At 72.2% G+C, this 24,559-nt stretch carries 19 protein-coding genes and 2 pseudogenes; 10 read left to right on the top strand and 11 right to left on the bottom strand.

Annotated elements, in window-relative coordinates; genetic code table 11:
- Window positions 1–15 precede the first annotated feature (15 nt).
- The gene (locus LDL48_RS13045) at window positions 16–1,272 is read right to left on the bottom strand and encodes a S1C family serine protease (protein WP_225255333.1); all 1,257 of its coding nucleotides are present in this window, start codon (window positions 1,270–1,272) and stop codon (window positions 16–18) included.
- A 242-nt stretch (window positions 1,273–1,514) separates the two neighbouring features.
- Between LDL48_RS13045 and LDL48_RS13040 the strand changes: the two genes are divergently transcribed.
- A complete protein-coding gene (locus LDL48_RS13040; RefSeq protein ID WP_225255451.1) occupies window positions 1,515–2,123 on the top strand; it encodes an O-methyltransferase in 609 nt (202 codons plus the stop codon).
- Between the two features lie 4 nt (window positions 2,124–2,127).
- Here LDL48_RS13040 and LDL48_RS13035 read toward each other — a convergent pair whose 3' ends face one another.
- Window positions 2,128–3,573: a leucyl aminopeptidase family protein gene (locus tag LDL48_RS13035; protein ID WP_372472121.1), complete on the bottom strand. Its 1,446-nt coding sequence runs from the start codon at window positions 3,571–3,573 to the stop codon at window positions 2,128–2,130.
- Between the two features lie 49 nt (window positions 3,574–3,622).
- Window positions 3,623–3,790 carry a DUF3117 domain-containing protein gene (locus tag LDL48_RS13030; protein WP_189078542.1) on the bottom strand — a complete coding sequence of 56 codons (168 nt, stop codon included), beginning with the start codon at window positions 3,788–3,790 and terminating at the stop codon, window positions 3,623–3,625.
- 277 nt (window positions 3,791–4,067) lie between these two features.
- On the opposite strand from LDL48_RS13030, the gene LDL48_RS13025 reads away from it, so the two are divergent.
- The 3 genes from LDL48_RS13025 to LDL48_RS13015 all read left to right on the top strand — a co-directional run bounded on the left by LDL48_RS13025 (window position 4,068) and on the right by LDL48_RS13015 (window position 6,641).
- Window positions 4,068–4,862 carry a PaaX family transcriptional regulator gene (locus LDL48_RS13025; protein ID WP_225255331.1) on the top strand — a complete coding sequence of 265 codons (795 nt, stop codon included), beginning with the start codon at window positions 4,068–4,070 and terminating at the stop codon, window positions 4,860–4,862.
- A gap of 31 nt (window positions 4,863–4,893) precedes the next feature.
- Complete coding sequence (locus LDL48_RS13020; protein ID WP_225255330.1) at window positions 4,894–5,700, top strand: enoyl-CoA hydratase-related protein; 807 nt, start codon at window positions 4,894–4,896, stop codon at window positions 5,698–5,700.
- A gap of 131 nt (window positions 5,701–5,831) precedes the next feature.
- On the top strand, window positions 5,832–6,641 hold the full coding sequence (locus tag LDL48_RS13015; protein ID WP_255628054.1) for a S1 family peptidase: 810 nt from the start codon (window positions 5,832–5,834) through the stop codon (window positions 6,639–6,641).
- 138 nt (window positions 6,642–6,779) lie between these two features.
- Here the strand turns inward: LDL48_RS13015 and LDL48_RS13010 are convergent, their stop codons facing one another.
- The 5 genes and pseudogenes from LDL48_RS13010 to ndhC form a co-directional block, all read right to left on the bottom strand.
- Window positions 6,780–7,505 carry a hypothetical protein gene (locus LDL48_RS13010; protein WP_225255328.1) on the bottom strand — a complete coding sequence of 242 codons (726 nt, stop codon included), beginning with the start codon at window positions 7,503–7,505 and terminating at the stop codon, window positions 6,780–6,782.
- A gap of 4 nt (window positions 7,506–7,509) precedes the next feature.
- A complete protein-coding gene (locus tag LDL48_RS13005; RefSeq protein ID WP_225255327.1) occupies window positions 7,510–8,112 on the bottom strand; it encodes a DNA-3-methyladenine glycosylase I in 603 nt (200 codons plus the stop codon).
- Between the two features lie 1,201 nt (window positions 8,113–9,313).
- Window positions 9,314–9,811: an SRPBCC family protein gene (locus tag LDL48_RS13000; RefSeq protein WP_225255326.1), complete on the bottom strand. Its 498-nt coding sequence runs from the start codon at window positions 9,809–9,811 to the stop codon at window positions 9,314–9,316.
- Window positions 9,812–10,374: 563 nt separating this feature from the next.
- A pseudogene (locus LDL48_RS12995) lies at window positions 10,375–10,761 on the bottom strand (DivIVA domain-containing protein); the annotation flags it as partial.
- 58 nt (window positions 10,762–10,819) lie between these two features.
- The gene (gene ndhC, locus LDL48_RS12990) at window positions 10,820–11,197 is read right to left on the bottom strand and encodes an NADH-quinone oxidoreductase subunit A (protein WP_225255325.1); all 378 of its coding nucleotides are present in this window, start codon (window positions 11,195–11,197) and stop codon (window positions 10,820–10,822) included.
- 226 nt (window positions 11,198–11,423) lie between these two features.
- Between ndhC and LDL48_RS12985 the strand changes: the two genes are divergently transcribed.
- Window positions 11,424–13,277, top strand: a complete 1,854-nt coding sequence (locus LDL48_RS12985; protein ID WP_225255450.1) for a 2-oxoacid:acceptor oxidoreductase subunit alpha — start codon at window positions 11,424–11,426, stop codon at window positions 13,275–13,277.
- Window positions 13,270–14,301 carry a 2-oxoacid:ferredoxin oxidoreductase subunit beta gene (locus LDL48_RS12980; protein WP_225255324.1) on the top strand — a complete coding sequence of 344 codons (1,032 nt, stop codon included), beginning with the start codon at window positions 13,270–13,272 and terminating at the stop codon, window positions 14,299–14,301. Before LDL48_RS12985 ends, LDL48_RS12980 begins: the two co-directional genes overlap by 8 nt.
- Here LDL48_RS12980 and LDL48_RS12975 read toward each other — a convergent pair.
- Entirely contained in the window at window positions 14,298–15,314 is a 1,017-nt protein-coding gene (locus tag LDL48_RS12975; protein ID WP_225255323.1) for a potassium channel family protein, read from the bottom strand. The two genes, LDL48_RS12980 and LDL48_RS12975, sit on opposite strands and share 4 nt — an antisense overlap.
- 209 nt (window positions 15,315–15,523) lie before the next feature.
- Between LDL48_RS12975 and LDL48_RS12970 the strand changes: the two genes are divergently transcribed.
- Window positions 15,524–16,024, top strand: a complete 501-nt coding sequence (locus LDL48_RS12970) for a phospholipase (RefSeq protein WP_225255322.1) — start codon at window positions 15,524–15,526, stop codon at window positions 16,022–16,024.
- A 33-nt stretch (window positions 16,025–16,057) separates the two neighbouring features.
- Here the strand turns inward: LDL48_RS12970 and LDL48_RS12965 are convergent, their stop codons facing one another.
- Window positions 16,058–18,631 carry an adenylate/guanylate cyclase domain-containing protein gene (locus tag LDL48_RS12965; protein ID WP_225255449.1) on the bottom strand — a complete coding sequence of 858 codons (2,574 nt, stop codon included), beginning with the start codon at window positions 18,629–18,631 and terminating at the stop codon, window positions 16,058–16,060.
- A 348-nt stretch (window positions 18,632–18,979) separates the two neighbouring features.
- Window positions 18,980–19,195 (bottom strand): FmdB family zinc ribbon protein, encoded by a 216-nt coding sequence (locus tag LDL48_RS12960; RefSeq protein ID WP_225255321.1) that lies wholly within the window; start codon window positions 19,193–19,195, stop codon window positions 18,980–18,982.
- 709 nt (window positions 19,196–19,904) lie between these two features.
- Here LDL48_RS12960 and LDL48_RS12955 point away from each other — a divergent pair.
- From LDL48_RS12955 to LDL48_RS12945, 3 genes and pseudogenes are all read left to right on the top strand, one after another.
- Window positions 19,905–20,876, top strand: a complete 972-nt coding sequence (locus tag LDL48_RS12955) for a lytic murein transglycosylase (RefSeq protein WP_225255320.1) — start codon at window positions 19,905–19,907, stop codon at window positions 20,874–20,876.
- 77 nt (window positions 20,877–20,953) lie between these two features.
- Window positions 20,954–21,973, top strand: coding sequence for a GNAT family N-acetyltransferase (locus tag LDL48_RS12950; RefSeq protein ID WP_225255319.1), 1,020 nt, complete (start codon window positions 20,954–20,956; stop codon window positions 21,971–21,973).
- 146 nt (window positions 21,974–22,119) lie between these two features.
- Window positions 22,120–24,447 (top strand): annotated as a pseudogene (locus LDL48_RS12945) (lamin tail domain-containing protein); the annotation flags it as partial.
- Window positions 24,448–24,559 lie beyond the last annotated feature (112 nt).

Genomic DNA, 24,559 nt, shown 5'->3' with positions numbered 1-24,559 from the left:
GCAGGGCCGGGAACGTCACTTGGCGTCGGCGGCCAGAACCACCGAGGCGGTCTCCCGGCCGGTGCCCCGCCGGAACTCGACCGCGACCGTGGCGCCGGGCGCGTACTTGCGGACCAGCGCGATCAGGTCGGTGCCGTCCTCCAGCACGTGCCCGTCGATCTTGGTGATCACGTCGCCGGCCTTGAGCCCGGCGGTGGCCGCCGGACCGGCCGACTGCACCGACCGCAGCCGCGCGCCGCCGGAGGAGCCGGTGCCGCCGGTGGAGACCTCGGCGCCGATCACCGTACGGCGGGCCTTGCCGGTGTCGATGATGTCCTCGGACACCCGGCGGGCCTGGTTGATCGGGATGGCGAAGGCCAGGCCGATGTTGCCCGCCTGGGTGTCGGCGCCGCCGACCGAGCGGATCACCGAGTTCACGCCCATCACCCGGCCGGCCGCGTCGACCAGCGGGCCGCCGGAGTTGCCCTGGTTGACCGCGGCGTCGGTCTGGATGGCCGCGTAGTAGCGGGTGGTGCCGCCCGGCTCGCCGGCCTGGATGGTGCGGTCCAGCGCGCTCACGATGCCCGAGGTGACCGTGTTGACCAGGGCCAGCGGCGAGCCGAACGCCAGCACCGGATCGCCCACCGCGATCTGGTCGGAGTCGCCCAGCTCGACCGGCGTGAGATTGGACCGGGCGACCTTGATCACCGCGATGTCCGACTCGGGGTCGCGGCCCACCAGCGTGGCGCTCGCCGTGGACCCGTCACTGAACGCCACCGACAGGGTGTCGTCGGCGCCCTCGACCACGTGATCGTTGGTGATCACATAGCCCTCCGGCGAGACCACGAACCCGGAACCGATCGCGCCGCTGACCCGGACCGTCACCACGCTCGGCATGACCCGGTCGGCGACCGCGGCGAGCGACTCCGGTGCCCGGTTGGCGGCCGGCGGGGCGTCCTGCTCGGGCGCGCCCAGCGCGGTGCCCGGGCCGACCCCGGCGCGGACCGCGAAGACGTACCCGAGGGTGCCGCCCAGGCCGCCGGCGAGCAGCGCTGTGACCAGGCACACCACCAGGATCGTGCCCATCGGCCCGCGGCGCGGCGCGTCCGGGTCGGTCACCCGCTCCGGTTCCGGTCCGGTGCTGACCGGAGCGGTCGGCACCACCACGGCGGACGGCGCGTACGGATCCCGCCACGGGTCCGCGAGCGCATCGGACCACCAGGGCGAACCCGCCGCCGGCCCGCTCGATGCGGGCGACGACGGAGGCCGGTGCCCGTTCCAGCCGTCGGTCACGTCGGTGCCTCCACTCGTCCCGGCCAAGCCTCGTCCCGCATCCAGGATGACACGGATCGCCGGAGTCCATCCGCCCACTGAGACGGTGACGCCGGTGAGTCGGTCGACCCGGTGCACGCGCCGGAACCACCGCTTCTAGTCTCATACCCGATGTGCACCGGTTCCGGCCCGCGCATCCCGCTGGAGAGGGGCTCGTCATCGTCACCGCATCCCGGCCCTTCGGAACGCCGACCGCGCAGTCGCTGGTCTTCACCGAGGCGTACGCCACCGAGGACATCGTCCTGCAGACCGCCCGCGGGCTCGCGCTCGAACTCGGGCTGACCGCGGTCACCCCCGGCGCCGGCGCGGTGCTGCGGATGCTGGCCGCCGCGGGCAGCGCCAAGGCGGTGGTGGAGATCGGCACCGGCACCGGGGTCAGCGGCGTCTGGCTGCTCCGCGGCATGCGCGCGGACGGCGTCCTGACCACCATCGACGTGGAGCACGAACACCAGCGGATCGCCCGGCGTATCTTCCTGGAGGCCGGCTTCGCGGCGTCGCGTACCCGGATCATCACCGGCCGCGCGCTGGACGTCCTGCCGCGCCTCGCCGACGGGGTCTACGACCTGGTGTTCGTGGACGCGGACGCCACCGAGTTCGGCGCCTGCGCGGAGGCGGCGCTGCGGCTGCTGCGCCGAGGCGGTGTGCTGATCGTCAACGGTGCGCTGGCCGGCGGCCGGATCGGCGACCCGGCCGCGCGGGACGTCGAGACCGTCACCATTCGGGACACGCTCAAGACGATCCGCGAGTCGGAGGAGTGGATCTCGGCGCTCGTACCGTCCGGGGCGGGCCTGCTCGCCGCGGTGAAGCGCTAGCCGCTCAGCGGCCCAGCGCGCCGAGCCAGGCGACCAGCGTCCGGACGCCCCAGCCGGTCGCGCCCTTGGTGAGATCGCCGTCGGAGGCGTCGGCCCAGGACGGCGCGGACATGTCCAGATGTGCCCACCGGTCCACCCGGTCACCGAGGAATTCGCGCAGGTACAGCGCGGCGACCACCGAGGCCGCACCGCGGGCCGGCGAGCTGTGCCGGTCGGCGATGTCACTGTGCAGGTACTCCAGGTAGTCCTCGGGCAACGGGAGCCGCCACATCCGCTCGCCGGCCGCGTCGCCCGCGGCGGTCAGCGCCGCCGCCAGGTCGTCGTCGTGGCTGTACAGCGCCGCCATGCCCTTGCCCAGGGCGACCGCGTTCGCCCCGGTCAGCGTGGCCACGTCGACGACCACGTCGGGGTCGAGCCGGGCCACCGCGTAGCCCAGCGCGTCCGCCAGCACCAGCCGGCCCTCGGCGTCGGAGTTCGTACTCTCGCTGGTCGTGCCGTCGTAGTGGGTGATCACGTCGCCCGGGCGGAACGCCGACCCGCTCACCGCGTTCTCCGCCAGCGGCGCCAGCGTGGTGATCCGCACCGGCAGCCCCAGGTCGGCGGCCGCGAACGTGGCGCCGAGCACCGCGGCCGCGCCGCCCATGTCCTTCCGCATCAGCTTCATCGACTCGCGCGGCTTGATCGAGATTCCGCCGGTGTCGAACGTGACGCCCTTGCCGACCAGCACCACGTGCCGGGTCGCGCCGTCCGGCCGCCAGGAGAGTTCGACCAGGCGGGGCGGCGTGGCGGAGCCGCCGCCGACCGCCAGGATGCCGCCGAAGCCCTCGGCGGCGAGCTCGTCCGGCCCGCGGACCGTGACGGTCAGGCCCGGCCGGGTGGCCGCCTCGGCCACCACCTGGTCGGCGAACCACGGCGGGTTCTTGATCGAGGCCGGCGCGTTGGTGAGGTCCCGGGCCCACCAGACCGCCTGCGCGAGCGCGCGGGCCCGGTCCAGTGCCGGCGCGTGGCCGGCATCGTCGGTGATCAGGTCCACCTCGGCGGACCGGGGTCCGTCCGGGGCGTCACGATATCGGTAGCCGGCCAGCCAGGCGCCTTCCGCCAGCGCGCGGACCGCCTCCGGCGACGTCTGCGGCGGCACCACCACCTGCAGTTTCTCGTCACTCCGGGCGGCCCGGACCGCAGCCGCTCCGGCCGCACGCCAGCCCGCCGGGTCGGCGGCACCGACGCCGACGACCACCACCCTGGCCGGGGTACGCAGTGGACGCGGCAGCACCTGTACGGCACCGGCCCGGCCCGGGTCGTCGGCGGTGCGGCACAGTTCGGCCACCTCGTCGGTCAGATCGGCGGACAACGGCCCTTCCGCACCCACGGCCAGCACGCGAGTGCCATCCGTGGCGGAGGAGGTCAGGTGAATGGCGAACACGGGAGGATGGCCTTTCGCTTCGGACATGGAAAGCCCGCCGGCACGGAGGTACCGTACCGGCGGGCTTGCGTGAACGTCAGCCGACGATCGCTTTCAACGCGTCACCGAGTGCGTTGGCCTCGTCCGGAGTCATCTCAACGACGAGACGGCCACCACCCTCCAGCGGCACACGCATCACGATGCCGCGCCCTTCCTTGGTGACCTCCAGCGGACCATCGCCCGTCCGCGGCTTCATCGCCGCCATCTTGTCTCCCCTCAGACTTACATCAGGGTCGGTGGGTTGCCCCACAGCCACTTGCTCTTCGTCGTGCCCCGGCATCGACGTCACGCGCTCAGCCCCGCGCGACGTCAATGCCCCTATCCGACCGGCGGCCGTGAAGGCCCTACCGCGTGCCACCGCGGTCCGGCCCACCGTGCCGATCAAACATTTTCCCTGATGAACACCGGCGAACCCAAACCCAGCCCGGGCGGATGTGACAGCGTCTAGCATATCGCCTTTTGGGCTGTCACAATGTGCGGTCATGCAGGCGCGGTCTGCTCTCTTCGACCTGTACGGCGATTACCTGCGCTCGCGCGGCGGTCGCGCACCGGTGTCCGCCCTCGTCAAGCTGTTGGCGCCGCTCGGTATCGCCCCGCCGGCGGTCCGCACCGCGGTGTCCCGGATGGTGCGCCAGGGCTGGCTGCATCCGCTCCGGCTGCTGTCCGGCCCGGGCTATCTGCTCACCCCCAAGGCGGCCCGCCGGCTGGACGAGGCGTCCGCCCGGGTCTACCGCACCGGGCGCACCGGCTGGGACGGGCGGTTCGACCTGGTCCTGCTGCGCGCCCCGCTGGCCAGGCGGGACGCGACCCGGCTCGCCTTCCTGGGATACGGCCGGCTGGCCGAGGACGCCTGGGTGGCACCGCGACCGTCCGACGAGATCGACGCCGTCCTGGCCGAGATCGGCATCCGGTACGAACGGTTCAGCGCCACCCACGCCGCCGGCTCCCCGGGCGCCGCCGACCTGGTGGCCCGCGCCTGGGACCTGGACCGGATCGGATCGGCGTACGCCGGATTCGTGGCCGAACAGCGCCCCCTGGTCACCGCGGTGACCACCCGGAGCACCGACGAGGAGGCGTACGCGGCGAGGTTCACCCTGGTGCACGCCTGGCGCTCGTTCCTGTTCCGCGACCCGCATCTGCCCGCCTCGCTGCTGCCGCCGCGCTGGCCCGGGGCGAGCGCGGCCGGCTTCTTCGACCGGCACGCGACCCGGCTCCGCCCGGCGGCGGACCGCTACGTGGACGGCTGCCTGGCGACACCGGCACCGCGCCGGTCCTGATTTCCCGCGTACGTGTGGGATTCTCTGATCCATGACCGCCACCCGACCGAAGACCGACAGCCTGCTCGTCGACCGCACCGACGCGGTCGTCACCCTCACCCTGAACCGCCCCGACGCGATGAACGCCCTGGACGTCGAACTCAAGGAGGCGCTGCGGGACACGCTGGCGTCACTCGAGGCCGACCGGTCCTGCCGGGCGATCGTGCTGGCGGGCGCCGGGCGGGCCTTCTGCGTCGGCCAGGACCTGCGCGAACACGCCGCCATCCTGGAGGGCGGACAGACCGACCTGGACACGGTACGGGCGCACTACAACCCGATCGCCCAGCGCCTGGCGAACATGCCGAAGCCGGTGGTGGCGGCGGTCCGGGGCAACGCGGCCGGGGCGGGCGCCTCCCTGGCCCTGCTGGCCGACTTCCGGATCGGCGGACCGGCCACCATGTTCCTGATGGCGTTCGCCAACGTCGGCCTCGCCGGCGACACCGGGGTCACCTGGTCCCTGCCCCGGATCGTGGGACACGCCCGGGCGGTCGAGTTGCTGCTGCTCGCCGAGCCGGTGCGGTCCGAGGCGGCGTACCAGATGGGTCTGCTGTCCCGGCTGCTGGACGACGACGAGAAGGTGCTCCCGGCCGCCCAGGAACTGGCCGCCCGACTCGCGGCCGGCCCCACGGTGGCGTACGGGGCGATCAAACGGGAACTGTCCATCGGCGACGCCGGCACCCTGTCCGACGCCCTGGCCGCCGAGGCACAGGCGCAGGCCATCTGCGGCCGTACCCAGGACCACCGGCAGGCGGTGTCCGCGTTCGTGGCCAAGCAGAGACCGGTGTTCGAGGGCCGCTGAGCCGCTGTCCGGTTCCACGGTCGATGGTATGAGTCAGCTGAGATAGCGACATCTACCGCCGTGGATGCGACGCTTCCCGCAACAAGAAGCCGTACGTCCTACCGGGCGTACCTTCGGTGGGGAGGAACCGGATGGCAAGGTGGCGCACTCTTCTGGGCACGGCTGCGGCCGCGCTCACGGTAGCGACAATGGGCACGCTGGTCAGCGCAGCACCGGCCACGGCAGCACCCGTCGGAAACGGCGGGGTGTCCCCCTCGGTGGTCGGCGGCACCACCGCCGCGCAAGGTGAGTTCCCGTTCATGGTGCGACTCTCGATGGGCTGCGGCGGCTCGCTGTACAGCCCGACCCTGGTGCTGACCGCGGCACACTGCGTCAGCCGGACCGGCGCCAACAGCAGCATCACCGCGACGCTCGGCACGGTCGACCTGCAATCGTCGAGCCGGATCACCCGCCGGTCGAACTACGTGTACCGGGCCCCCGGCTACTCCAGCAGCGGCCACGACTGGGCGCTGATCCGCCTGGCCAGCCCGGTCACCGGCCTGGCCACCCTGAACATCGCCACCAACACCACCTACGACACCGGCACCTTCACCATCTCCGGCTGGGGCTCGAGCCGCGAGGGCGGCGCGCAGCAGCGCTACCTGCTCAAGGCCACGGTGCCGTTCGTGAACGACTCCACCTGCAACTCGAGCACGATGTACAACGGCCAGGTCAGCGCCGCGACGGAGATCTGCGCCGGGTACACGGCCGGCGGCGTGGACACCTGCCAGGGTGACTCGGGCGGGCCGATGTTCCGCCGGGACGACGCCAACGCCTGGGTCCAGGTCGGCATCGTGAGCTGGGGCGACGGTTGCGCCCGCCGGAACAAGCCGGGCGTCTACGCCCAGGTCAGCTACTTCGCCTCGGCAATCCAGTCCGCGGCGTCCAGCCTCGGCGGCTGACCACCCACGATCGGCACGGAGCCCTGGAGCGACCCTCCGGGGCTCCGTTACGTCTCCCGGCCTTTCCGGGCCTTCACGGACCGCCATCGGTTCGGCCGTCCAGGGGCCGGTCACGGGTCGGCGGAGCCGGAGGGAGGGTCAGTCGTCGTCTTCGTCTTCCTCGGGGTCCTGGTTGGCCTCCTGGCCCAGCACGAACGCCTGCATGGCCAGTTCGTCGCCGGACGGCCAGACGAACGTCGGCAGCTCGGCCGGCCCCAGCTCGCGCACGTAGGACCAGAACTGGCGCACCGCCTCGGCCGGGGTGGTCGCCTCGATCGGCAGGTCTACGCTGACCAGCCAGGTGCGGCGGTCCCGGTCACCGCCGAGGCGGGCGGCCACCTCGCGGAACAGGTCGGGTGTCAGCGCGGTCAGCGGCTCGGCAAGCTTGAGGTCGCCCACCGGGGCCGGCTCGTCGAACGCGCGGCGGGTGTAGGCGATCTCGCTCCTGGACGTGAACCGACCCAGTGCCACCGCGTGCGGCTCGTCGCCGGCGATCAGCAGCACTTCATCCCCGGCCTGCGGTCCACCCAAGGCCAGCGTGCCGCCCTCAGCACGCTCGCCGGCTACGGCCGACGTGCCAACCACCGCCGACGTGCCAGCCACCGCCGACGTGCCAGCCACCGCCGACGTGCCAGCCACCGCCGACGTGCCGGCTACGGCCGACGTGCCACTCGCAGGCTGGCCCGTCAGGGCCGGGGTGTCGTCTCCGGCCCGCGGGTCACCGGCGGGCAGACCCGCCAGGACCAGCGTGTCGGAGTGGAACAACCGCTCGGTCGCCCATCGGTCCGCCGGAATGATCACCGCCCACTGCGCCATACGCACCATCACATCACGGCACCTCCGGGCGCTCGACGGGTGGGACGCAGCAGCCCTCGATGTGATCGTCGACCATGCCGGTGGCCTGCATCAACGCGTAGGCCGTGGTAGGGCCGACGAACCGGAAGCCACGCTTCTTCAGCGCCTTGGCCAGGGCCGTGGACTCGGCGGTCAGCGGGGGAACCCCGGCGCCACTGCCCGGGCGTGGCCGCGGGGGCGGTGCGAACGACCACAGCAGCCGGGCCAGGCCGTCCGGCAGGTCGGCCGCTACCCGGGCATTCTGCAGCGCTGCCTCGATCTTCATCCGGTTGCGCACGATGCCCGGGTCGGCGAGCAGCCGGGTCACGTCGGCGTCCGAGAACGCGGCGACCCGGTCGATCGCGAAGCCGGCGAACGCGCGCCGGAACGACTCACGTTTTCGCAGGATGGTGATCCAGGCCAGGCCGGACTGGAACGCCTCCAGCGTCATCCGCTCGAACAGGGCGTCGTCGCCCAGGACCGGCTGGCCCCACTCGGTGTCGTGATAGGTGGTGTATTCCGGGGTGCTCGCGCCCCAGGAGCACCGGGGCCGTCCGTCAGCGCCGAGGATCAGGCCGTCCGCAAGAGTGTCCGCCACGCCGACCACGGTAGGGCCGGGGTACGACAAGTTCGCCTGTCCCGACGAGGCACGAGGGCCGGCGTGGCTGCCTCCGGAGTGCCGGGAGTCGCCTGCTGCGGCCGTCCCGAGCGAATCCACCGGTCATCACGCGGACCGATACGGCAAATTCTCCCGGTTCGCGGTTACTTCACTCATCGGTTTCAGGTGGTGACCATAGCCGCCGCGCGCCGAGCGTCCGGATGTCGCGACTCCCGGATCATCGGAGTGTGGCGGGGCGGCGTGATGCTCGCCGGTGGGTCGCGTGCGCTGTGGCCGGTGTGGAGTTCGTGTGGTTTCCGGGTGCGGAGCGCGCCGATTCTCTACGCGCGGGTGCTTGGCGTGGCGGCGCGTGGAGTTCTCGGGCGCGGAGCGCGGCCGTTCCGCCAGCGGCGCTTGGCGGGGCGTGGCGAGTTCGGGTGCAGCGCACGCCGCACCTCCACACGCAGCGCCCGCAGTGGCGGGCGCGTGGGCGATTCGGGCGCAGAGCGCGCCAGACCTCCACACGCAGCGCCCGCGGTAACAGAGCGTGGGGGTTTCGGGCGCAGAGCGCGCCAGACCTCCACACGCAGCGCCCGCGGTAACAGAGCGTGGGGGTTTCGGGCGCAGAGCGCGCCACACCTCCACACGCAGCGCCCGCGGTAACAGAGCGTGGGGGTTTCGGGCACAGAGCGCGCCACACCTCCACACGCAGCGCCCCAGTGGCAGAGCGTGGCGGATTGTGGCGGGCAGCGCGCCGTTCCTCCACACGCCGAGGCAACGATAGAGCCGGGGCGCCGCCGCCAGGGCAAGCCGTGCCACGTGGCCGCCTGCGCATCCCGGCGAAAGGGCCGAGAGTCAGGCAGCCGTGCTCGATATACGACCCGGAGTCCACAAGATCGCGGCCGCCGGAAGCACAAGCGGCCGGAAGCACAAGCGGCCGGAAGCACAAGCGGCCGGAAGCACAGGCGGCCGGAAGCACAGGCGACGGGTGATCCTGCACGGGCGACGAGGGCCGAGGTGCCAGCGGCTCCGACGCTGCGCAGTCTTCTTGGCCACTATGCCGTCGCCGGCCAGCTTCGCCGCAATCCTCGAAGCCAACGCCGTCGGGCACCAGCCCCGCAATGGCGGCCGCATGTTCGGGCACGACCTGCCTGACCGGTTCGTCGTGCTTCGCGGCCGGCCGGCGTCGCACGAAGCACCGCTACGGCAGGCGGCCCTGCTCGACCAGCTTGGCGAACTTCTTCAAGGCACCGGTGAAGCCGATTTTCGAGCCCGGCCAGAGCACCGGCCACGCGATCTTGCCGGCCGCGCCGCTCGGCAGGTGGAACCACTCGTGCAGCACCACCTGGGTACGGTCGCCGGCCATCGGCGTGCAGCGCATCGAGCCCGGCCCGCGCAGCACCGTGCCGCAGTGCACGACCCGGACCTCGTACGGCGCGTCGACCCGCAGAACCCGGATCTCGTCGCGGAGCGCCGCCGGGCCGAGCGCGGTGATCGCCTCCACCAGGCTGCCCTCGCCGCCGTCGCCCTCGACCACCCGCACCTTGGTGAACGGGATCCACTCGGACTGCTTCTCCCACGCGGTGAACGCGGCGAAGACCCGGGCGGCCGGTGCGTTCACGATCACCGTGGCGGTGACCTCCCCGGTGCCGGGACGGGCGGCGTCGCCGAGGTTGTCGACCGGGTCGGCGGCACTCATCGGCGTTCCACCGGCTCGGAGTCCTTGCTCCCGTTCGACTTCCCGCTGTGCGGCTCCGCCCGGTCCGGTCCGGGCTTACCCGACCCGGCCGCGGGACCCGGTCCGCCAGCAGAGGCCGGCCCGACACCAGAAGCCGGTCCGCCGGCAGAAGCCGGTCCAGCCACGGAAGCCGGCCCACCAGCAGAAGCCGGTCCAGCCACGGAAGCCGGCCCACCAGCAGAAGCCGGTCCAGCCACGGAAGCCGGCCCACCAGCAGAAGCCGGTCCAGCCACGGAAGCCGGCGCGACAGCCGGACCAGCGGCCGGGGACGCGGCCGACGCCGGCTCGGCGGCCGGGTCCGGCGCGGCAACCGGAGTGGCGCCGTCACCCGCAGCCGCCGTCCCACCCGAGCCCGAAGACAAAGACGAAGCGACCGGAGGCTGAGCGACCGAGGACGACGCAAGCGGGCCCGGAACGGCCGGGCCGTGCGGCGGCATCCCGGCGGCCGAAGATCCCGCCGCGGACGGCGGCACGTCCGCGACCATCGCCATCGGGTTGTCCCCGGACCGGGCCCGGGACTCCTCCGGACCCGGCGGATCGGCCGGCGGCGGCGCGACCGCCGCCTCGCGGGCCCGGCGCAGCACGTCGGCGTCCTCGATCCGCCCGTCGCGCAGCGCCGCGACCTCGGCCTCCAGCACGCCGATCAGCTCGCCCTTGTAGCCGATGTCGTACGCGGCCCGCTGCAGCGCCTGGTCGACCTGGGCCATCCGGTAGCCCCGGAACGCGGTGTCGAACTTGGTCGCCACGATGTCCTCCTCGCCCAGCGGCCGGTCGCTGGGCAGCGGCACCGCCCGGCCGTCCGGCTCCACCGGCGTCAGCCCGGTGTCCCCGCCGCTCACCATGACGGTCACACCGAAGACGATCGCCGCGACGACGAGTGCCGCGACGAGGAAGAGGAGAAGCTGGCCCATGGGCACGATCGTGGCAGAAACCGGTCGGCGCGGCGAGCCCGCCACCCCGCCGTCACGCTCATGTCCAGGTGAGGATCTTCTTTCGCCAGGCGTAGAGGATGCCCAGCGCGAGGACCGCCACGAAGATCGCCATCTCGGCGACCGTGAGCAGGCCGAAACCGGGCCGGTCGAAAACCACGGCCCAGGGGAACAGGAACACCGCCTCGACGGCGAACAGCACATAGAGGTACGCGTACACGTAATAGCGGATCTGGGCCTGCGCCCAGTCGCCGCCGACCGGGTCGACGCCGCTCTCGTAGGAGACCCGTTTGCCGGCCGGCTCGGCCGGGTGCGCGGGGCGGAGCAGCCGGTTGGCGGCGAACGCCCCGACGAAGACCAGCACGCCGGCGGCCAGCACCAGGCCGAGCGTCGCGTACGAACCCAGATAGCCCTGCACCGCGACAGCCTAACCAAGGCTCTGGAGGACACGGTGATGTTCGTGACCTATCCGAGGAGTGGACTCTGATGGTTCAGGCAAGGCTTACCTGGCTAATGTGGTCAACGGTCTGCGATCAGACGGTTTCCGGGCCGCGACGGTAAGGACTGGCGACGTAGGCTGAAGGTGACATCAGGAGGTTTTCGAAGTGGCCGAGGTCGATACGCCCGCGCTGAGTTCACCCCAGCTGGATTCGCCCGTCAAGCGGGTGGAGCAGCTGGACCGGGTGGTCATCCGGTTTGCCGGCGACTCCGGTGACGGCATGCAGCTCACCGGTGACCGGTTCACGTCGGAGACCGCTCAGTTGGGCAACGACATCTCCACGCTGCCGAACTTCCCGGCCGAGATCCGCGCCCCCGCCGGCACGCTGCCCGGCGTGTCGAGCTTCCAGGTGCATTTCGCCGACTACGACATTCTGACCCCGGGCGACCAGCCGAACGTGCTGGTGGCGATGAACCCGGCGGCGCTCAAGGCGAACGTGCCGGACCTGCCGACCGGCGCGGACATCATCGTCAACACCGACGAGTTCACCAAGCGCAACCTGGCCAAGGTGGGCTATGCGGTGAGCCCGCTGGAGGACGGCTCGCTCTCCGAGTACTCCGTGCATCCGGTGGCGCTGACCTCGATGACCGTGGGCGCGCTGGCCGACTCCGGCCTCTCGAAGAAGGACGCCGAGCGGTCCAAGAACATGTTCGCGCTGGGCCTGCTGAGCTGGATGTATTCGCGGCCGCACGAGTCGACCATGCGGTTTTTGGAGCGCAAGTTCGCGAAGCGCCCGGAGCTCGTCGCGGCGAACAAGGCGGCGTTCCAGGCGGGGTGGAACTTCGGCGAGACGACCGAGTCCTTCTCGGTGCGCTACGAGATCAAGCCGGCCCGGATGCGGCCCGGCACGTACCGCAACATCACCGGTAACGCGGCGCTGGCCCTGGGCCTGGTCGCGGCGAGCGTGCGGGCCAGGTTGCCGCTGTTCCTGGGCGCCTACCCGATCACCCCGGCGTCGGACATTCTGCACGAATTGAGCAAGCACAAGCGGTTCGGCATCACCACGATGCAGGCGGAGGACGAGATCGCCGCGATCGGGGCCGCGCTGGGCGCCTCGTACGGTGGCTCCCTGGGGGTGACCACCACCTCGGGCCCGGGCGTCGCGCTCAAGGGCGAGACCATCTCACTGGCCATCGCGCTGGAGTTGCCGCTGGTGATCGTGGACGTGCAGCGGGCCGGCCCCTCCACCGGCATGCCGACCAAGACCGAGCAGGCCGACCTGAACATGGCGCTGTACGGCCGGCACGGCGAGGCTCCGCTCGCGGTGGTCGCGCCGAAGTCGCCGTCGGACTGCTTCCACGCGGCGCTCGAGGCGGCGCGGATCGCGCTGACCTACCGGACACCGGTGATCCTGCTCTCCGACAACTACGTGGCGAACGGCTCCGAGCCGTGGCTGCTGCCCGAGGTCTCCGAGCTGCCCGACCTGTCCGTGGAGTTCGCCGCCGAGCCGAACGGTGACGACGGCCGGTTCCTGCCCTACCTGCGTGACCCCGAGACGATGGCGCGGCCGTGGGCGATTCCGGGCACGCCGGGGCTCGAGCACCGCATCGGCGGTCTGGAGAAGGCGGACAAGACCGGCGACATCTCGTACGACCCGGCGAACCACGAGTTCATGGTCCGCACCCGGGCGGCGCGCATCGAGCACATCACCGTGCCGGACGTCGAGGTGGAGGACCCGGACGAGAATTCGCGGGTGCTGGTGCTCGGCTGGGGCTCGACGTACGGGCCGATCGGCGCCGCGTGCCGGGCGCTGCGGCAACGTGGGCTGCCGATCGCCCAGGCACACCTGCGGCACCTGGCGCCGCTGCCGGCGAACCTCGGTGAGGTGCTCTCGGCGTACGACAAGGTGATCGTCCCGGAGATGAACCTGGGCCAGCTCGCCCACGTCATCCGGGCGAAGTACCTGGTCGACGTGCTTCCCTTCAACCAGGTCAGTGGCCTGCCGTTCACCGCGGCCACGCTGGAGAACATGCTCGAGGACGTGGTCAAGAATGGCTAGCCCCTCCATCCCCCTCACCCCGGTCAAGCTGACCGCCAAGGACTTCAAGTCGGACCAGGAGGTCCGCTGGTGCCCGGGCTGCGGTGACTACGCGATCCTGGCCGCGGTGCAGGGCTTCATGCCGGAGCTGAACATCCCGCGGGAGAACATCGTCTTCGTCTCCGGGATCGGCTGCTCGTCGCGGTTCCCGTACTACATGAACACGTACGGCATGCACTCGATCCACGGCCGCGCGCCGGCGATCGCGACCGGGCTGTCCGCGTCCCGTCCGGACCTGTCGGTCTGGGTCGTCACCGGCGACGGCGACGCGCTGTCGATCGGCGGCAACCACCTGATCCACGCGCTGCGCCGCAACGTGAACCTGAAGATCCTGCTGTTCAACAACCGGATCTACGGCCTCACCAAGGGCCAGTACTCGCCCACCTCGGAGCTCGGCAAGATCACCAAGTCGACGCCGGCCGGCTCGGCGGACTCGCCGTTCAACCCGCTGTCCCTGGCACTGGGCGCGGAAGCCACGTTCGTCGCCCGCACCATCGACTCGGACCGCAAGCACCTGCAGTCGGTGCTGCGCGCGGCGGCCGAGCACAAGGGCTCCGCGTTCGTAGAGATCTACCAGAACTGCAACATCTTCAACGACGGCGCGTTCGAGCTGATCAAGGACTCGACCACCCGGGACGACCACCTGATCCGCCTGGAACAGGGCCAGCCGATCACGTTCGGCCCGGACGGCCGGTACTCGGTGGTGCACCCCGAGGGCAGCTTCGGGCTCAAGGTCCAGGAAGGCGGCCCGGCGATCGTCCACGACGCCGGGGTGGACGACCCGGCGTACGCGTTCGCGTTGAGCCGGTTGTCCGGCTCGGATCTGAACACCACGCCGATCGGGGTGTTCCGGTCGGTGGAGCGGCCCAGCTACGACGACCTGGTGCAGAAGCAGCTCGAGGACGCCAAGGCCCAGGCCACCGGTACGCCCGACGAGATGCTCGCCGGCCTGCTGAACTCCGGCGACACCTGGACGATCCTCTAGACGCTGACGCCGGCGGGGGTGGCCGACTCGTCGCGGATGTAGACCAGCATGTCGCCGGTCTCCACGACGCAGGCGTGCTCGCCGCCGAGCGGCACCACCTTGCCGCGCCGGATCAGCGCCACCACCAGCGCCTGCAGTTCGCGCGGGTTGCGGCCGACCTCGGAGCGTTCCGCGGACCGCATCGCCAGCGCCATGCCCTGGCCCGGGGTCAGCAGGTCCTCCACCACGTCGATCAGCGGCGGGGCGGTGGTGGTGAGTCCGAGCAGCCGGCCGGCGGTGGACGACGACACGATGACGTGGTGGGCGCCGCTCTGCTTGAGCAGGGCGGCGTTCTCCTGCTCCCGGACCGCGGCGATGATCCGGACCTGACCGGCGGTCAGCTGACGCACGGTCAGCGTGATCAGGACCGACGCCTCGTCGCTGTCGGTGGCGATGATGACGGCCTTGCAGTTCTTCACGTCGGCCTGGTTGAGCACCGCCGATCGGGTCGCGTTGCCCTCGACCACGGCCAGACCGGTCGCGGTGGCCTGCCGCAGCGCCTCCTCGCGGTTCTCCACGAGGACGATGCGCGACTTGTCGTATCCGGTCTCCAGCAGCGCACTGACCGCGGCCCGGCCCTTGGTGCCGTACCCGCAGATGATGACGTGGTCCTTCAACTTTCGCCTCCACCTGCTGATGCGCAGGCTGTTGCGGTACTGGTGGGTGAGCACCTCGAGGGTGGTACCGACCAGGATGATCAGGAAGAGCACCCGGGCCGGGGTGATCACGAGCACGTTCACCAGGCGGGCGTCGGGTGACACCGGCGTGATGTCGCCGTATCCGGTGGTGGAGAGTGATACGACTGCGTAGTAGAAGCAGTCGAGCAGGGTGAGGCCGTCCTCGTTGAGGTCCCGGTAACCGTTCCGGTCGGCGTAGATGACGCCGACCGTGCCCAGGACGAGCATCACGGCGAGCAGCATCCGGATCGCGAGCGCACGAAGTGGCCCTTGCCGGACCAACGGGAGATGGATCACGGAACGCCTACCTGCACGTGCTCACGATAGCCGCCGGAGGCTCGACCGATTTACCAGGACAGCACAAGAAGCCCCGGGTGGGAATACCCGTCGGTAAGTTGAGGCATCGTTCAGAAAAACGACATAGATCGGCTTGTATGCGTTCGGGTGTGGATCGAAGACTGGCGGTTCCGGCCCCCACGAGGGGGCGTACCGCTGGAGGGTCCTTCATGATCCGGTTGTCCCGCCGAATGCTCGTCGTCGTCGTCTCGGTCCTGGCCCTGCTCGCCCCCGCCACCGCCGCCCAGGCCGCGGCCACCAAGGCCGAAGTGCTGTACAGCTGGACGCAACCCACCGCGGCGAGCACCTCCAGCTGGAACGCCGCCCGCCTGGACCGCGGCCCGTGGGCCGAGTACGGCTTCGACTGGTCCACCGACTACTGCTCGTCCAGCCCGGACAACCCGCTCGGCTTCAACTTCGAATTGTCCTGCTGGCACCACGACTTCGGGTACCGCAACTACAAGGACATCGGCGCGTTCCCGGCCAACAAGGCCCGCGTCGACGACACCTTCTACGCCGACCTCCGGCGCGTCTGCGCCACCTACAGCGTCGTGGAACGCCCGGTCTGCTACAGCCTGGCCTGGACGTACTACCAGGCAGTCTCGATCTTCGGCTCGCTCTCCGCGGTCCGGCAGGCGGACATCGACAAGGCCCGCGAACTGCGGCGCTGACCCGGTCCGGGCCGCGCCCTGGCGGACGCGGCCCTAGGACAGGGTCTGCGCGAAGCGCGCCGAACCGTGCTCCAGGTCCGGGTGCTCGACGGCCAGCGCGGTGCTCACGATGCGGTCGAAGCCCAGCTCGCCGCCGTCGGCGTACGCCTCGTCGAACGTCGCGTCACCCAGCGCCGCGCACACCGCCGCCTGCTGCTTCGCCCAGTACGGCCGGAACAGCGTGGCCCGGCACGCGGACCGGACCGCCGCGGCGCCGCCGAACAGCACGGCCGCGGTGGCCATGTCGCCGCCCATCGCGCACCGCACCGCGATCGCCGCGATCGCGTCCGCCGCCGCGCCGCGGAAGCCGTGCCGCAACCGCGACCGCAGGGCCACGACCAGATGGTCGTGCGCGGCGACCAGGTCACCGCGCTGCAGGGCCACCATGCCCAACAACCCGTCGACGGTACGCCGGCCGCGGTCCTCCGGTCGGCCCGCCTCGGTCTGCCGCGCCGACCCCAGCAGCTCCGCCGCCTCGTCCAGCGCGCCGCGCCGCCACAGCAGCTCGGCCAACGTCACCACCGCCGGCAACGCCGCGCCCGGGACGCCGGCACGTTCCGCCGCCGCGATCGCCTCCCGGCAGACCTGTTCCGCCTCGGCGAACCGGTGCGCCTCGATCAGCGTGACCCGGCCGCCCGCGAGCGCCCGGACCAGCACCTCCGGCAGCTGTTCCGCCCGGCCCAGGTCCTCGGCACGCGCCAGGAACCGGCCACGCTCGCCGCGGTCGTCGGCCAGTCCGGCGTGGACCAGGTACGCGGACGCCAACTCGGCCGGCTGCACCGGCTCGGTGTGCAACCGTCCGTACAACCGGAACAGCAGGTCGCGGCCGTCCCGGGCACCGCCGTGCTCGCGCCACCACGGATCCAGCGCACCGGCCAGCCGCAGGCCGGCCCGGACGCTGCCACCGGTGGCCGACCAGCGCAGCGCCGCCTGCCACTCGGCGACGTACGGGGCGAGTTCGGTGAGCGACACCGTGCGCGGCTGGCCGTCGGTGTCCACGGCCACCCGGTCCAGCGTGTGCAGTGCCCAGGCGACGTGCCGGTCCCGGGCGACCCGCTCGTCCCCGGCCGCGGCGAGCCGGCGGGCCGCGTACCCCCGGACCTGCGGAGAGAGCCGGAAGCACCGGCCCGGAAGCACGTCGACCAGCGATTTGTCGGCCAGCTCGGAGAGCGCGCCGAGCGCGTCCGCGCTGCACCACTCGACGGTGGACAGTTCCAGCGGCCCGGCGAAGACCGCCAGACGGCGCAGCAGGCCGGCGGCGCGCTCGCCCAGCGACCGGTACGACCAGTCCAGGTTCCCGGTCAGGCTCTCGTGCCGCGCGTCCGGGCCGGCCGGGCACGCACCGGAGTCACCCGCGGTCCCGTCCAGGGCGGCCAGCGGATCGTTCAGCCGCGCCGCCAGCTGTCCGGCGGAGAACACCCGCAGGCGCGCCGCGGCCAGCTCGATCGCCAGCGGCGAACCGTCCACCATCGACGCCACCCGGGCCAGGTCCGCGAACTCCGGCGAGGTCACCTCACGACCACCGCGGGCCGCCACGGACCGCTCGTGCAGCAGCGCGAACGCGTCCGCGGGCGCCAACGGCGGAATCCGCCAGACCAGCTCGCCGGGCATCCCGAGCGGCTGCCGGGCGGTGGCCAGCACGTTCAGTCCGGCGGAACCGGCCAGGAGCCGCCGGGCTACCGAGGCCGCCGCGGCCGGCGCCGCGTCGCAGGTGTCCAGCACGACCAGCATCCGCCGCCCCGCGCAGTGCTCACCCACCGCGTCCAGCGCCGGCCGGCCGGCCTCGCGGCGCAGGCCCAGCGCCGAGGCGAGCGCGGTGGCCAGCCCGTCGGCGCCGATCACCCCGGCCGTGTCCACCAGCCAGACCCCGTCCGGGTACGCCGACTGCACCTGCTCCGCGGCCGCCACCGCGAGCCGGGTCTTGCCCGCGCCGCCCGGCCCGGCCACGGTGACCAGCCGGTGCCGGGCGACCAGCGTGGCGAGTTCGGCGAGTTCGGCGCGGCGCCCGACGAACGAGGTGACCGGCGCGGGCAGGTTGTGCGACGCGGTGCCCGGGGTACGCGGACGCGGAAAGTCGCGTTCCAGGCCCGGGGCGACGACCTGGTGCAGCCGCTCCGCGTCGTCGAAGCCGCGCAACCGGTACCCGCCCAGGTCGATCAACTCCAGCCCGGCGTCCGCGACGGCGAGCGCGGTGGCCTGCGAGCAGAGGATCTGCCCACCGTGCGCGGCCGCCGCCACCCGGGCCGCACGGTGCACCTCGGCGCTGGCGTACTCCCGGCCGATCGGCACGGCGCGCCCGGTGTGCAGTCCCATCCGGACCCGCGGCGTCGCCTCCGCACTCGGCCAGCCGTACCCGACCAGCGCCCGCTGCCCCGCGACGCACGCCGCCACCGCGCACACCGGGTCCGCGAAAACCACGAAGAAGGAGTCACCCTCGGTGAACAGCTCGATGCCCCCGAAGTCGGCCAACACGTTCCGCAACACCTTGCGGTGGCTGCCCAGAACACCGCCGTACGCATCACCCAGCGTCCGGGCAAGTCGAGTCGAGCCCTCGATGTCGGTGAACATGAAGGTCACCAGGCCACTCGGTAGCTCAGTCCGCCCCGACACGGTGAGTACCTCCGCCCCCTTGGGAAGTCGCGACCCATGCTGCCGCACCGCGATGATGAAGCACATCGTAGGAACGGTCGGTAACCGCCCGCGCCCCAAGGTCCACCTCTTACGGGCGACACCCGGACGAGTCATCGACGTCCACGCACGGCTCTACGCGTGACGTAACGAGGCGGTTCATCTCCGGTTGCGCGGCAAGCGGCCCCATCCGGTGCGACATTCGGGCAACCACGCGCGAATCACGGTGCGTGGACATGCCCGCCGCACCGGACCGGCACGGCTGCGGGGATCAGCGCATTCCGGGTCTCAGCAGCCGCAGCCGCCACCACAGCAGCCACCGCCACCGCCGGCCGGAGACGGCGGCACGGCGCCACCACGGCTCGTCACGGCGACTGTGGACAACAGCTTCACGGTGTCGGCGTGCCCCTTCGGGCACGATGCCGACTCGGACGCCTCGGACATCGGTCGGCTGACCTCGAAGGTGTCACCGCAGGCACGGCAGCGGTAGTCATAGCGCGGCATCCGCACAGCGTAAGCCCCCGGACCGCATCGACGCTCGCCCGTCCCGCGGTGGCTCGGTGCGGGTAATGTCGGTCGTGTGGAGGAGGGGCAGGGCACACCAGAGGACCGGGGCGGCCTGCGGCCGTCGGCGCCGCATCTGGACGGGCCGTTGGGCAGCTCCGGCGCAGCGCCGGCCGACCAGCCGGACGGCATGCCGAACGCCGGGCCCGAGGCTGCCCCAGCGGCCGCCGCTTCCTCGCCTCCGTCGGCCCCGCCGGCCGTCGCTTCCTCGCCTTCGACGGCCCCGCCGGCCACCGGATCCTCGCCTTCGACGGCCCCGCCGAACCCCGGGCCCGAGGCTGCCCCGCCGGCCGCCGCATTCTTGCCTTCGACGGGCCCGGCCGCCGCCGCTCCGCCAGCCGCTGCTGCCCCGCCGTCGTTCGAGGCACCGGCCGCCGCCGCTCCCCAGCCTTCGCCGGCCGCGTCTACGTCCGCGCCGCCTGCCGCCGCCGATCAGCCGGCTGCCGCTGCTCCTCCTCCTGGCGCATCGCCCGCTTCTACGCCGCCTCCAGCCGCTCCGAGCGCTGCCGCCTCACCCAACGCCGGCCCGCCCAACGCCGGCCCGTTCAGCGCCGCCTCGCCCGGTGCCGGCCCGGCTGGTCCGGGGCCGTCCGGCCCGCCCGCCGCCGCGAAGCCGAGCCAGCCCGCCACCGCCCGGCCCGACGGGGCGATGACCGTCACGTCCGCCGCCGCGGCCGCGCCGGTGGCCCGGACCGACGTCATGACCATGGGCCGCGACTCCGAGCGGCGCGTCACCCGGATCCTGCGGCACGCCAACCCGGTCCGCGCCGTGCGTACCGTCGGCCGGAGCACCTCCGCCTGGGCCCGGCGCCCCACCGGCCGCCTCGTCATTCCGGCGCTGATCGGCGTGCTGCTACTGGGCGCGGCGGGCACCGCGGGTGCGTACCTCGTACCCGAAGCCCTGCCGCCGGCGCCCGCGGCCAGCACCACCCCCGGCTTCCCGCCGGGTCAGGCGGCCGCCCCGGCCCAGTCCGCGTCCGCCCTCCCGCCGCCCGGCGTGATCGGCTCGGCGCCGGCCGCGCCCACCGCACCCGCGGTCACCGGTGCCCGCCCGGCCGACGCACTGGCCGGCTGGGCACAGGATGTCGGCACCCGGGTGGGCATCCCGGTGGTCGCCGTCCAGGCTTACGGGTACGCCGAGCTGGTCGCCGCCCGTACCGCACCGAACTGCCGGCTGAGCTGGACCACCATCGCCGCGATCGGGAAGGTCGAGTCGTCGCACGGCAGCGCCAACGGCGCCGTGCTCGGCGCGGACGGCCAGGTGCAGCCGACGATCTACGGGCTGCCGCTGGACGGGCGGGGCGGACGGCAGGAGATCCGGGACACCGATCAGGGCACGGTCGACGGTGACCCGCAGTACGACCGGGCGGTCGGGCCGATGCAGTTCATTCCGTCGACCTGGCGGGAGAGCGGAGTGGACGCCGACAACAACGGCATCTCGGATCCGAACGACATCGACGACGCCGCCGTGGCCGCCGCGCTGTACCTCTGCAAGGGTGGCCGGGACGTGTCCAAGGCGGACGCGTGGTGGGACGCGATCCTGACCTACAACGCGGTGCGACCGTACGCACAGAAGGTCTTCGACGCGGCCAACGAGTACGGCGTTCGTAGTCGCCAATGACGACTCAGCGTAACGGCGCCCGTACATTTAATCGGTCAGACCTTCCCTGACGCTCGCTCGCACGGCAAGCTGTACGGGTGAGGGTGCGTGAGTGGGATCCCCGGACCGCGTCGGCGGCGGAGGTCCATTCGCTCGTGGAGACGTTGAACTCAGTCCTGGCGCTGGACCTCCCGGACGATCCACCGTGGCAGGACGTGCAGGTCAGGGAGTATCTCGCCGAGACCATGCCGGGCGAGCGCCGGATCTGCTGGGTGGCCGAGGACGACCGGCTGCCGGAGGGCGAGAGCCGCGTCTTCGGCCATGTGAGCATCCTGCTGCTGGGCGACATCGGCGTGCTCGAGGTGCTGGTGCACCCCGATCTGCGCCGCCGCGGGCTGGGCCGGGAGCTGGTGGCCGTCGCTGCGCGTAGGGCGTACCTGGAAGGCTTCTCCTCCATCGGGGTGGAGGCGATCGGCGGCACGCCGGCGATCGGCTTCTACGAGTCGATGGGGTTCGAACAGGAATATCTGGAGACCCGGAGCGTGCTGCGCCTGTCCACGGTGGACTGGCTGGCGCTGGGCGAGATGGCCCGGGGCATCGCGCCCGGTTACCGCGTGGAGTATCACCCGGGTGGCCCGCCGGACCAGATGCTGGAGGCGTACGCCCAGGCCAAGCTGGAGGCCCCGGACGACGAGAACGACCTCGACCTGGCACCCCGCTCGTCCGACCCGCAGCGCCTGCGGGACAGCCTGAACACGCTCCACAAGCGCGGGCTGAAGCCGTACATCGTGCTCGCCGTGCACGAGGCCACCGGGGTGGTCGCCGGGCTCACCGAGGTGGTGGTGCCGGCCCAGCACCCGCAACGCGCCGACCAGTACGACACCATCGTGGTGCGCGACCACCGCGGATACGGCATCGACCGGGCGATCAAGGCACGCATGCTGTTCGAGTTGCGCTCCGCCGAGCCGGGGCTGCTCGAGGTGCAGACCTGGAACGCACACCACAACGAGTCGATGCTGAAGGTTAACGCCGAGTTGGGCTTCCAGTCCGACCGCGACTGGTACGAGTACGGCATCGACGTTGCCCAACTGGTACAGAGCCTGGAACCCAAGGACTGAGCTGGGGATTTAGGGTCGGCGTACCCCGTAGACAGCTCCGCTGTGGAGGCTCCGTGCGTTACCGCCGCATCATGCCCATCCTGGTCGCCCCGATCGTCGCGGCAGCTCTGCTGCCCGGCACGGCCCGCGCCGCCGACCCCGAACCGCTGACCGTCGGCGCCGTCCAGGGCACCACCACCGACACGGAGAATCCGCGCACCGACCGTTCGCCGCTGGCCAATCCGTCCGGCAACGGCACCAGTTCCACGCTGTACGACGTTCGCGGGGTGATCACCCAGCGCACCCTGGCCCGCACCGACACCGGCGCCGCCCAGAACGGCTTCTTCCTGCAGAGCCGCAACGGTTTCACCGACGGCGACCCGGCCAGTTCCGACGGCATCTTCGTGTTCATGGGCAGCTTCACGTCGCTGATCGGCGGGTACGTGCCGACCGTGGGCGACGAGGTGGTCGTCCGGGCCCGCGTCTCCGAGTACTTCTCGATGACCCAGCTGTCCAGCGCCTCGCTGGTGACCAAGCTGGACTCCGGCGTGGCCGCGGACGTGGCGGTGGACGACGCCGTGCCCCCGGTGCAGGTGTCCGCCGCGGACCGCTTCTGGGAGCGGCACGAGGGCATGCAGCTGCGGGTCCGGGCCCGCTCCGGCGCGGTGTCCGGCCGCAACGTGTTCAGCGACACCGCCGACTCGGAGATCTGGGTGGTGGACCGGGACGATCCGCTGCTGGACCGGTCCGATCGCCGGGCCCGCCGGGTGTTCCGCGACGCGCACCCGCTGGACGACGACCCGGCCCGCTTCGACAACGGCAACGGCAACCGCATCCTGCTGGGCCCGCTGGGCGTGAAGGCGACGGCCGGTGACAACACCGTCCTGCTGCCGCCGGCCAAGACCTTCGACGTGCTGTCCGGCGACGCGGTCGGCGGCCTCTACTACTCGTTCAACAAGTACGGCATCCAGCCGTCGAGCGCCGCGTTCCGCAACGGAGCCGACCCGTCCCGGAACAGTCCGCCCCGGCCGGCGGTCCGCTCCCGGGAACTGGCGGTGTCGACGTACAACGTGGAGAACCTGTACGACTTCCGCGACGACCCGTTCGACGGCTGTGACTTCCTCGGCAACACCGGCTGCCCCGGCGTCAGCCCGCCGTTCGACTACGCGCCCGCCACCGAGTCCGCGTACACCGACAAGCTGGACGACCTGGCCGACCAGATCGTCACGGCGATGCACGCACCCGACCTCATCCTCGCCCAGGAGGCCGAGGACCAGGACATCTGCACGGTTTCCGGCAACGCGCTGAGCTGCGGCACGGTGAACGACGCCGACGGCCGCCCGGACACGTTGCAGGAGCTGGCGCTGACGATCAAGAGCAGGGGCGGTCCCGGGTACGACGCCGCGTACGACCGCTCCGGCGCCGACGCCCGCGGCATCACGGCCGCCTTCCTGTACCGCACGGACCGCCTGTCCCTGGTGCCGCCGACCGCGGACCACCCGGTGCTCGGCTCGGCGCCCGAGGTGGAGTACCGCAGTGCGGCGCTGCCCGGCAACGCCGACGTGTCCAACCCGAAGACGCTCAACGCGGTGCTCCCGGCCGACGTGGACCGTTCGACCGGGGTGGACGGCAGTAACGTCTACACCCGGGCGCCGCAGGTGGCGTTGTTCCAGGTGCGCACCGCGCCGGGTGCGGCCGACTCGTTCCGGCTGTGGGCGGTCAGCAACCACTTCTCCTCGGGACCGGACGGCCGGGTCGGCCAGCGCCGCGAACAGGCCGGGTACGGCGCCGCCATCACCAGCGCGATCGAGGACGCGGAGCCGCACGCCCGGATCGCCTACGGCGGCGACCTGAACGTCTTCCCGCGCCCCGACGACCCGGTGCCGGCCAACCCCGGCGACCAGTTGGCCCCGCTGTACGACGCCGGCCTGCGCAACCTGTGGGAGGACCTGGTCGCGGACGCGCCGTCGTCCGCGTACTCCTATGTCTTCGACGGCCAGGCCCAGACCCTGGATCACCTGTTCGTCAATCCGGCCCTGCACGCCGACCTGATCGAGATGCGGGCCGCGCACGTCAACGCGGACTGGGCCGCCGACGACGAGACGAACGGGTCGAAGGGTTCCAGCGACCACGACCCCCAGGTGGCCCGCTTCCACTCCCGGGCCGCGCTGTCGGTCGGGGACGCGAGCATCGCCGAGGGCGACCGGGGCACCACGGCCCTGACGTTCCCGGTGACGGTGTCCCGCCCGCTCACCCGGGCCCTGACGATCTGCGCCGCGACCACCCCCGGCACGGCGTGGCCGCTGATCGACTTCGACGTGTACGCCGGCTGCCGGGTGCTGCCGGCCGGGCAGACCGCCGCGTCGTTCCCGGTCGCGGTCCGTGGCGACCGCCGGCGCGAGCCGGACGAGACGCTGCGCCTGGTGATCGCCGGGCTCGCCGACGTCCGGATCACCGACGCCACGGCCACCGGCACCATCATGAACGACGACTGACCTACGGTTTGTCGCCGTCGCCGTCGCCGTCGCCGCCCGGCCCGAGCTCCGGGTGGCGGCGGTGGCTCGCCGGTCCGGGTCCGCGATGCGCCTCGACCGGCGCACCGGCCCC

This window comes from Jidongwangia harbinensis (assembly GCF_020216025.1).
GTDB lineage: Bacteria > Actinomycetota > Actinomycetes > Mycobacteriales > Micromonosporaceae > Actinoplanes > Actinoplanes harbinensis.
The sequence above is the reverse complement of the archived record's forward strand: the minus strand, read 5'-3'. Positions and strand labels throughout refer to the sequence as shown.

Coding starts and splice junctions, on each gene's coding strand:
- LDL48_RS12965 (WP_225255449.1), bottom strand. CDS start 18,631: ATGTTCACCGACATCGAGGGCTCGACTCGACTTGCCCGGACGCTGGGT.
- LDL48_RS13015 (WP_255628054.1), top strand. CDS start 5,832: ATGGCAAGGTGGCGCACTCTTCTGGGCACGGCTGCGGCCGCGCTCACG.
- LDL48_RS13020 (WP_225255330.1), top strand. CDS start 4,894: ATGACCGCCACCCGACCGAAGACCGACAGCCTGCTCGTCGACCGCACC.
- LDL48_RS12960 (WP_225255321.1), bottom strand. CDS start 19,195: ATGCCGCGCTATGACTACCGCTGCCGTGCCTGCGGTGACACCTTCGAG.
- LDL48_RS13025 (WP_225255331.1), top strand. CDS start 4,068: ATGCAGGCGCGGTCTGCTCTCTTCGACCTGTACGGCGATTACCTGCGC.
- LDL48_RS12980 (WP_225255324.1), top strand. CDS start 13,270: ATGGCTAGCCCCTCCATCCCCCTCACCCCGGTCAAGCTGACCGCCAAG.
- LDL48_RS12970 (WP_225255322.1), top strand. CDS start 15,524: ATGATCCGGTTGTCCCGCCGAATGCTCGTCGTCGTCGTCTCGGTCCTG.
- LDL48_RS13010 (WP_225255328.1), bottom strand. CDS start 7,505: ATGGTGCGTATGGCGCAGTGGGCGGTGATCATTCCGGCGGACCGATGG.
- LDL48_RS13000 (WP_225255326.1), bottom strand. CDS start 9,811: ATGAGTGCCGCCGACCCGGTCGACAACCTCGGCGACGCCGCCCGTCCC.
- LDL48_RS13035 (WP_372472121.1), bottom strand. CDS start 3,573: ATGTCCGAAGCGAAAGGCCATCCTCCCGTGTTCGCCATTCACCTGACC.
- LDL48_RS12955 (WP_225255320.1), top strand. CDS start 19,905: ATGACCGTCACGTCCGCCGCCGCGGCCGCGCCGGTGGCCCGGACCGAC.
- LDL48_RS13030 (WP_189078542.1), bottom strand. CDS start 3,790: ATGGCGGCGATGAAGCCGCGGACGGGCGATGGTCCGCTGGAGGTCACC.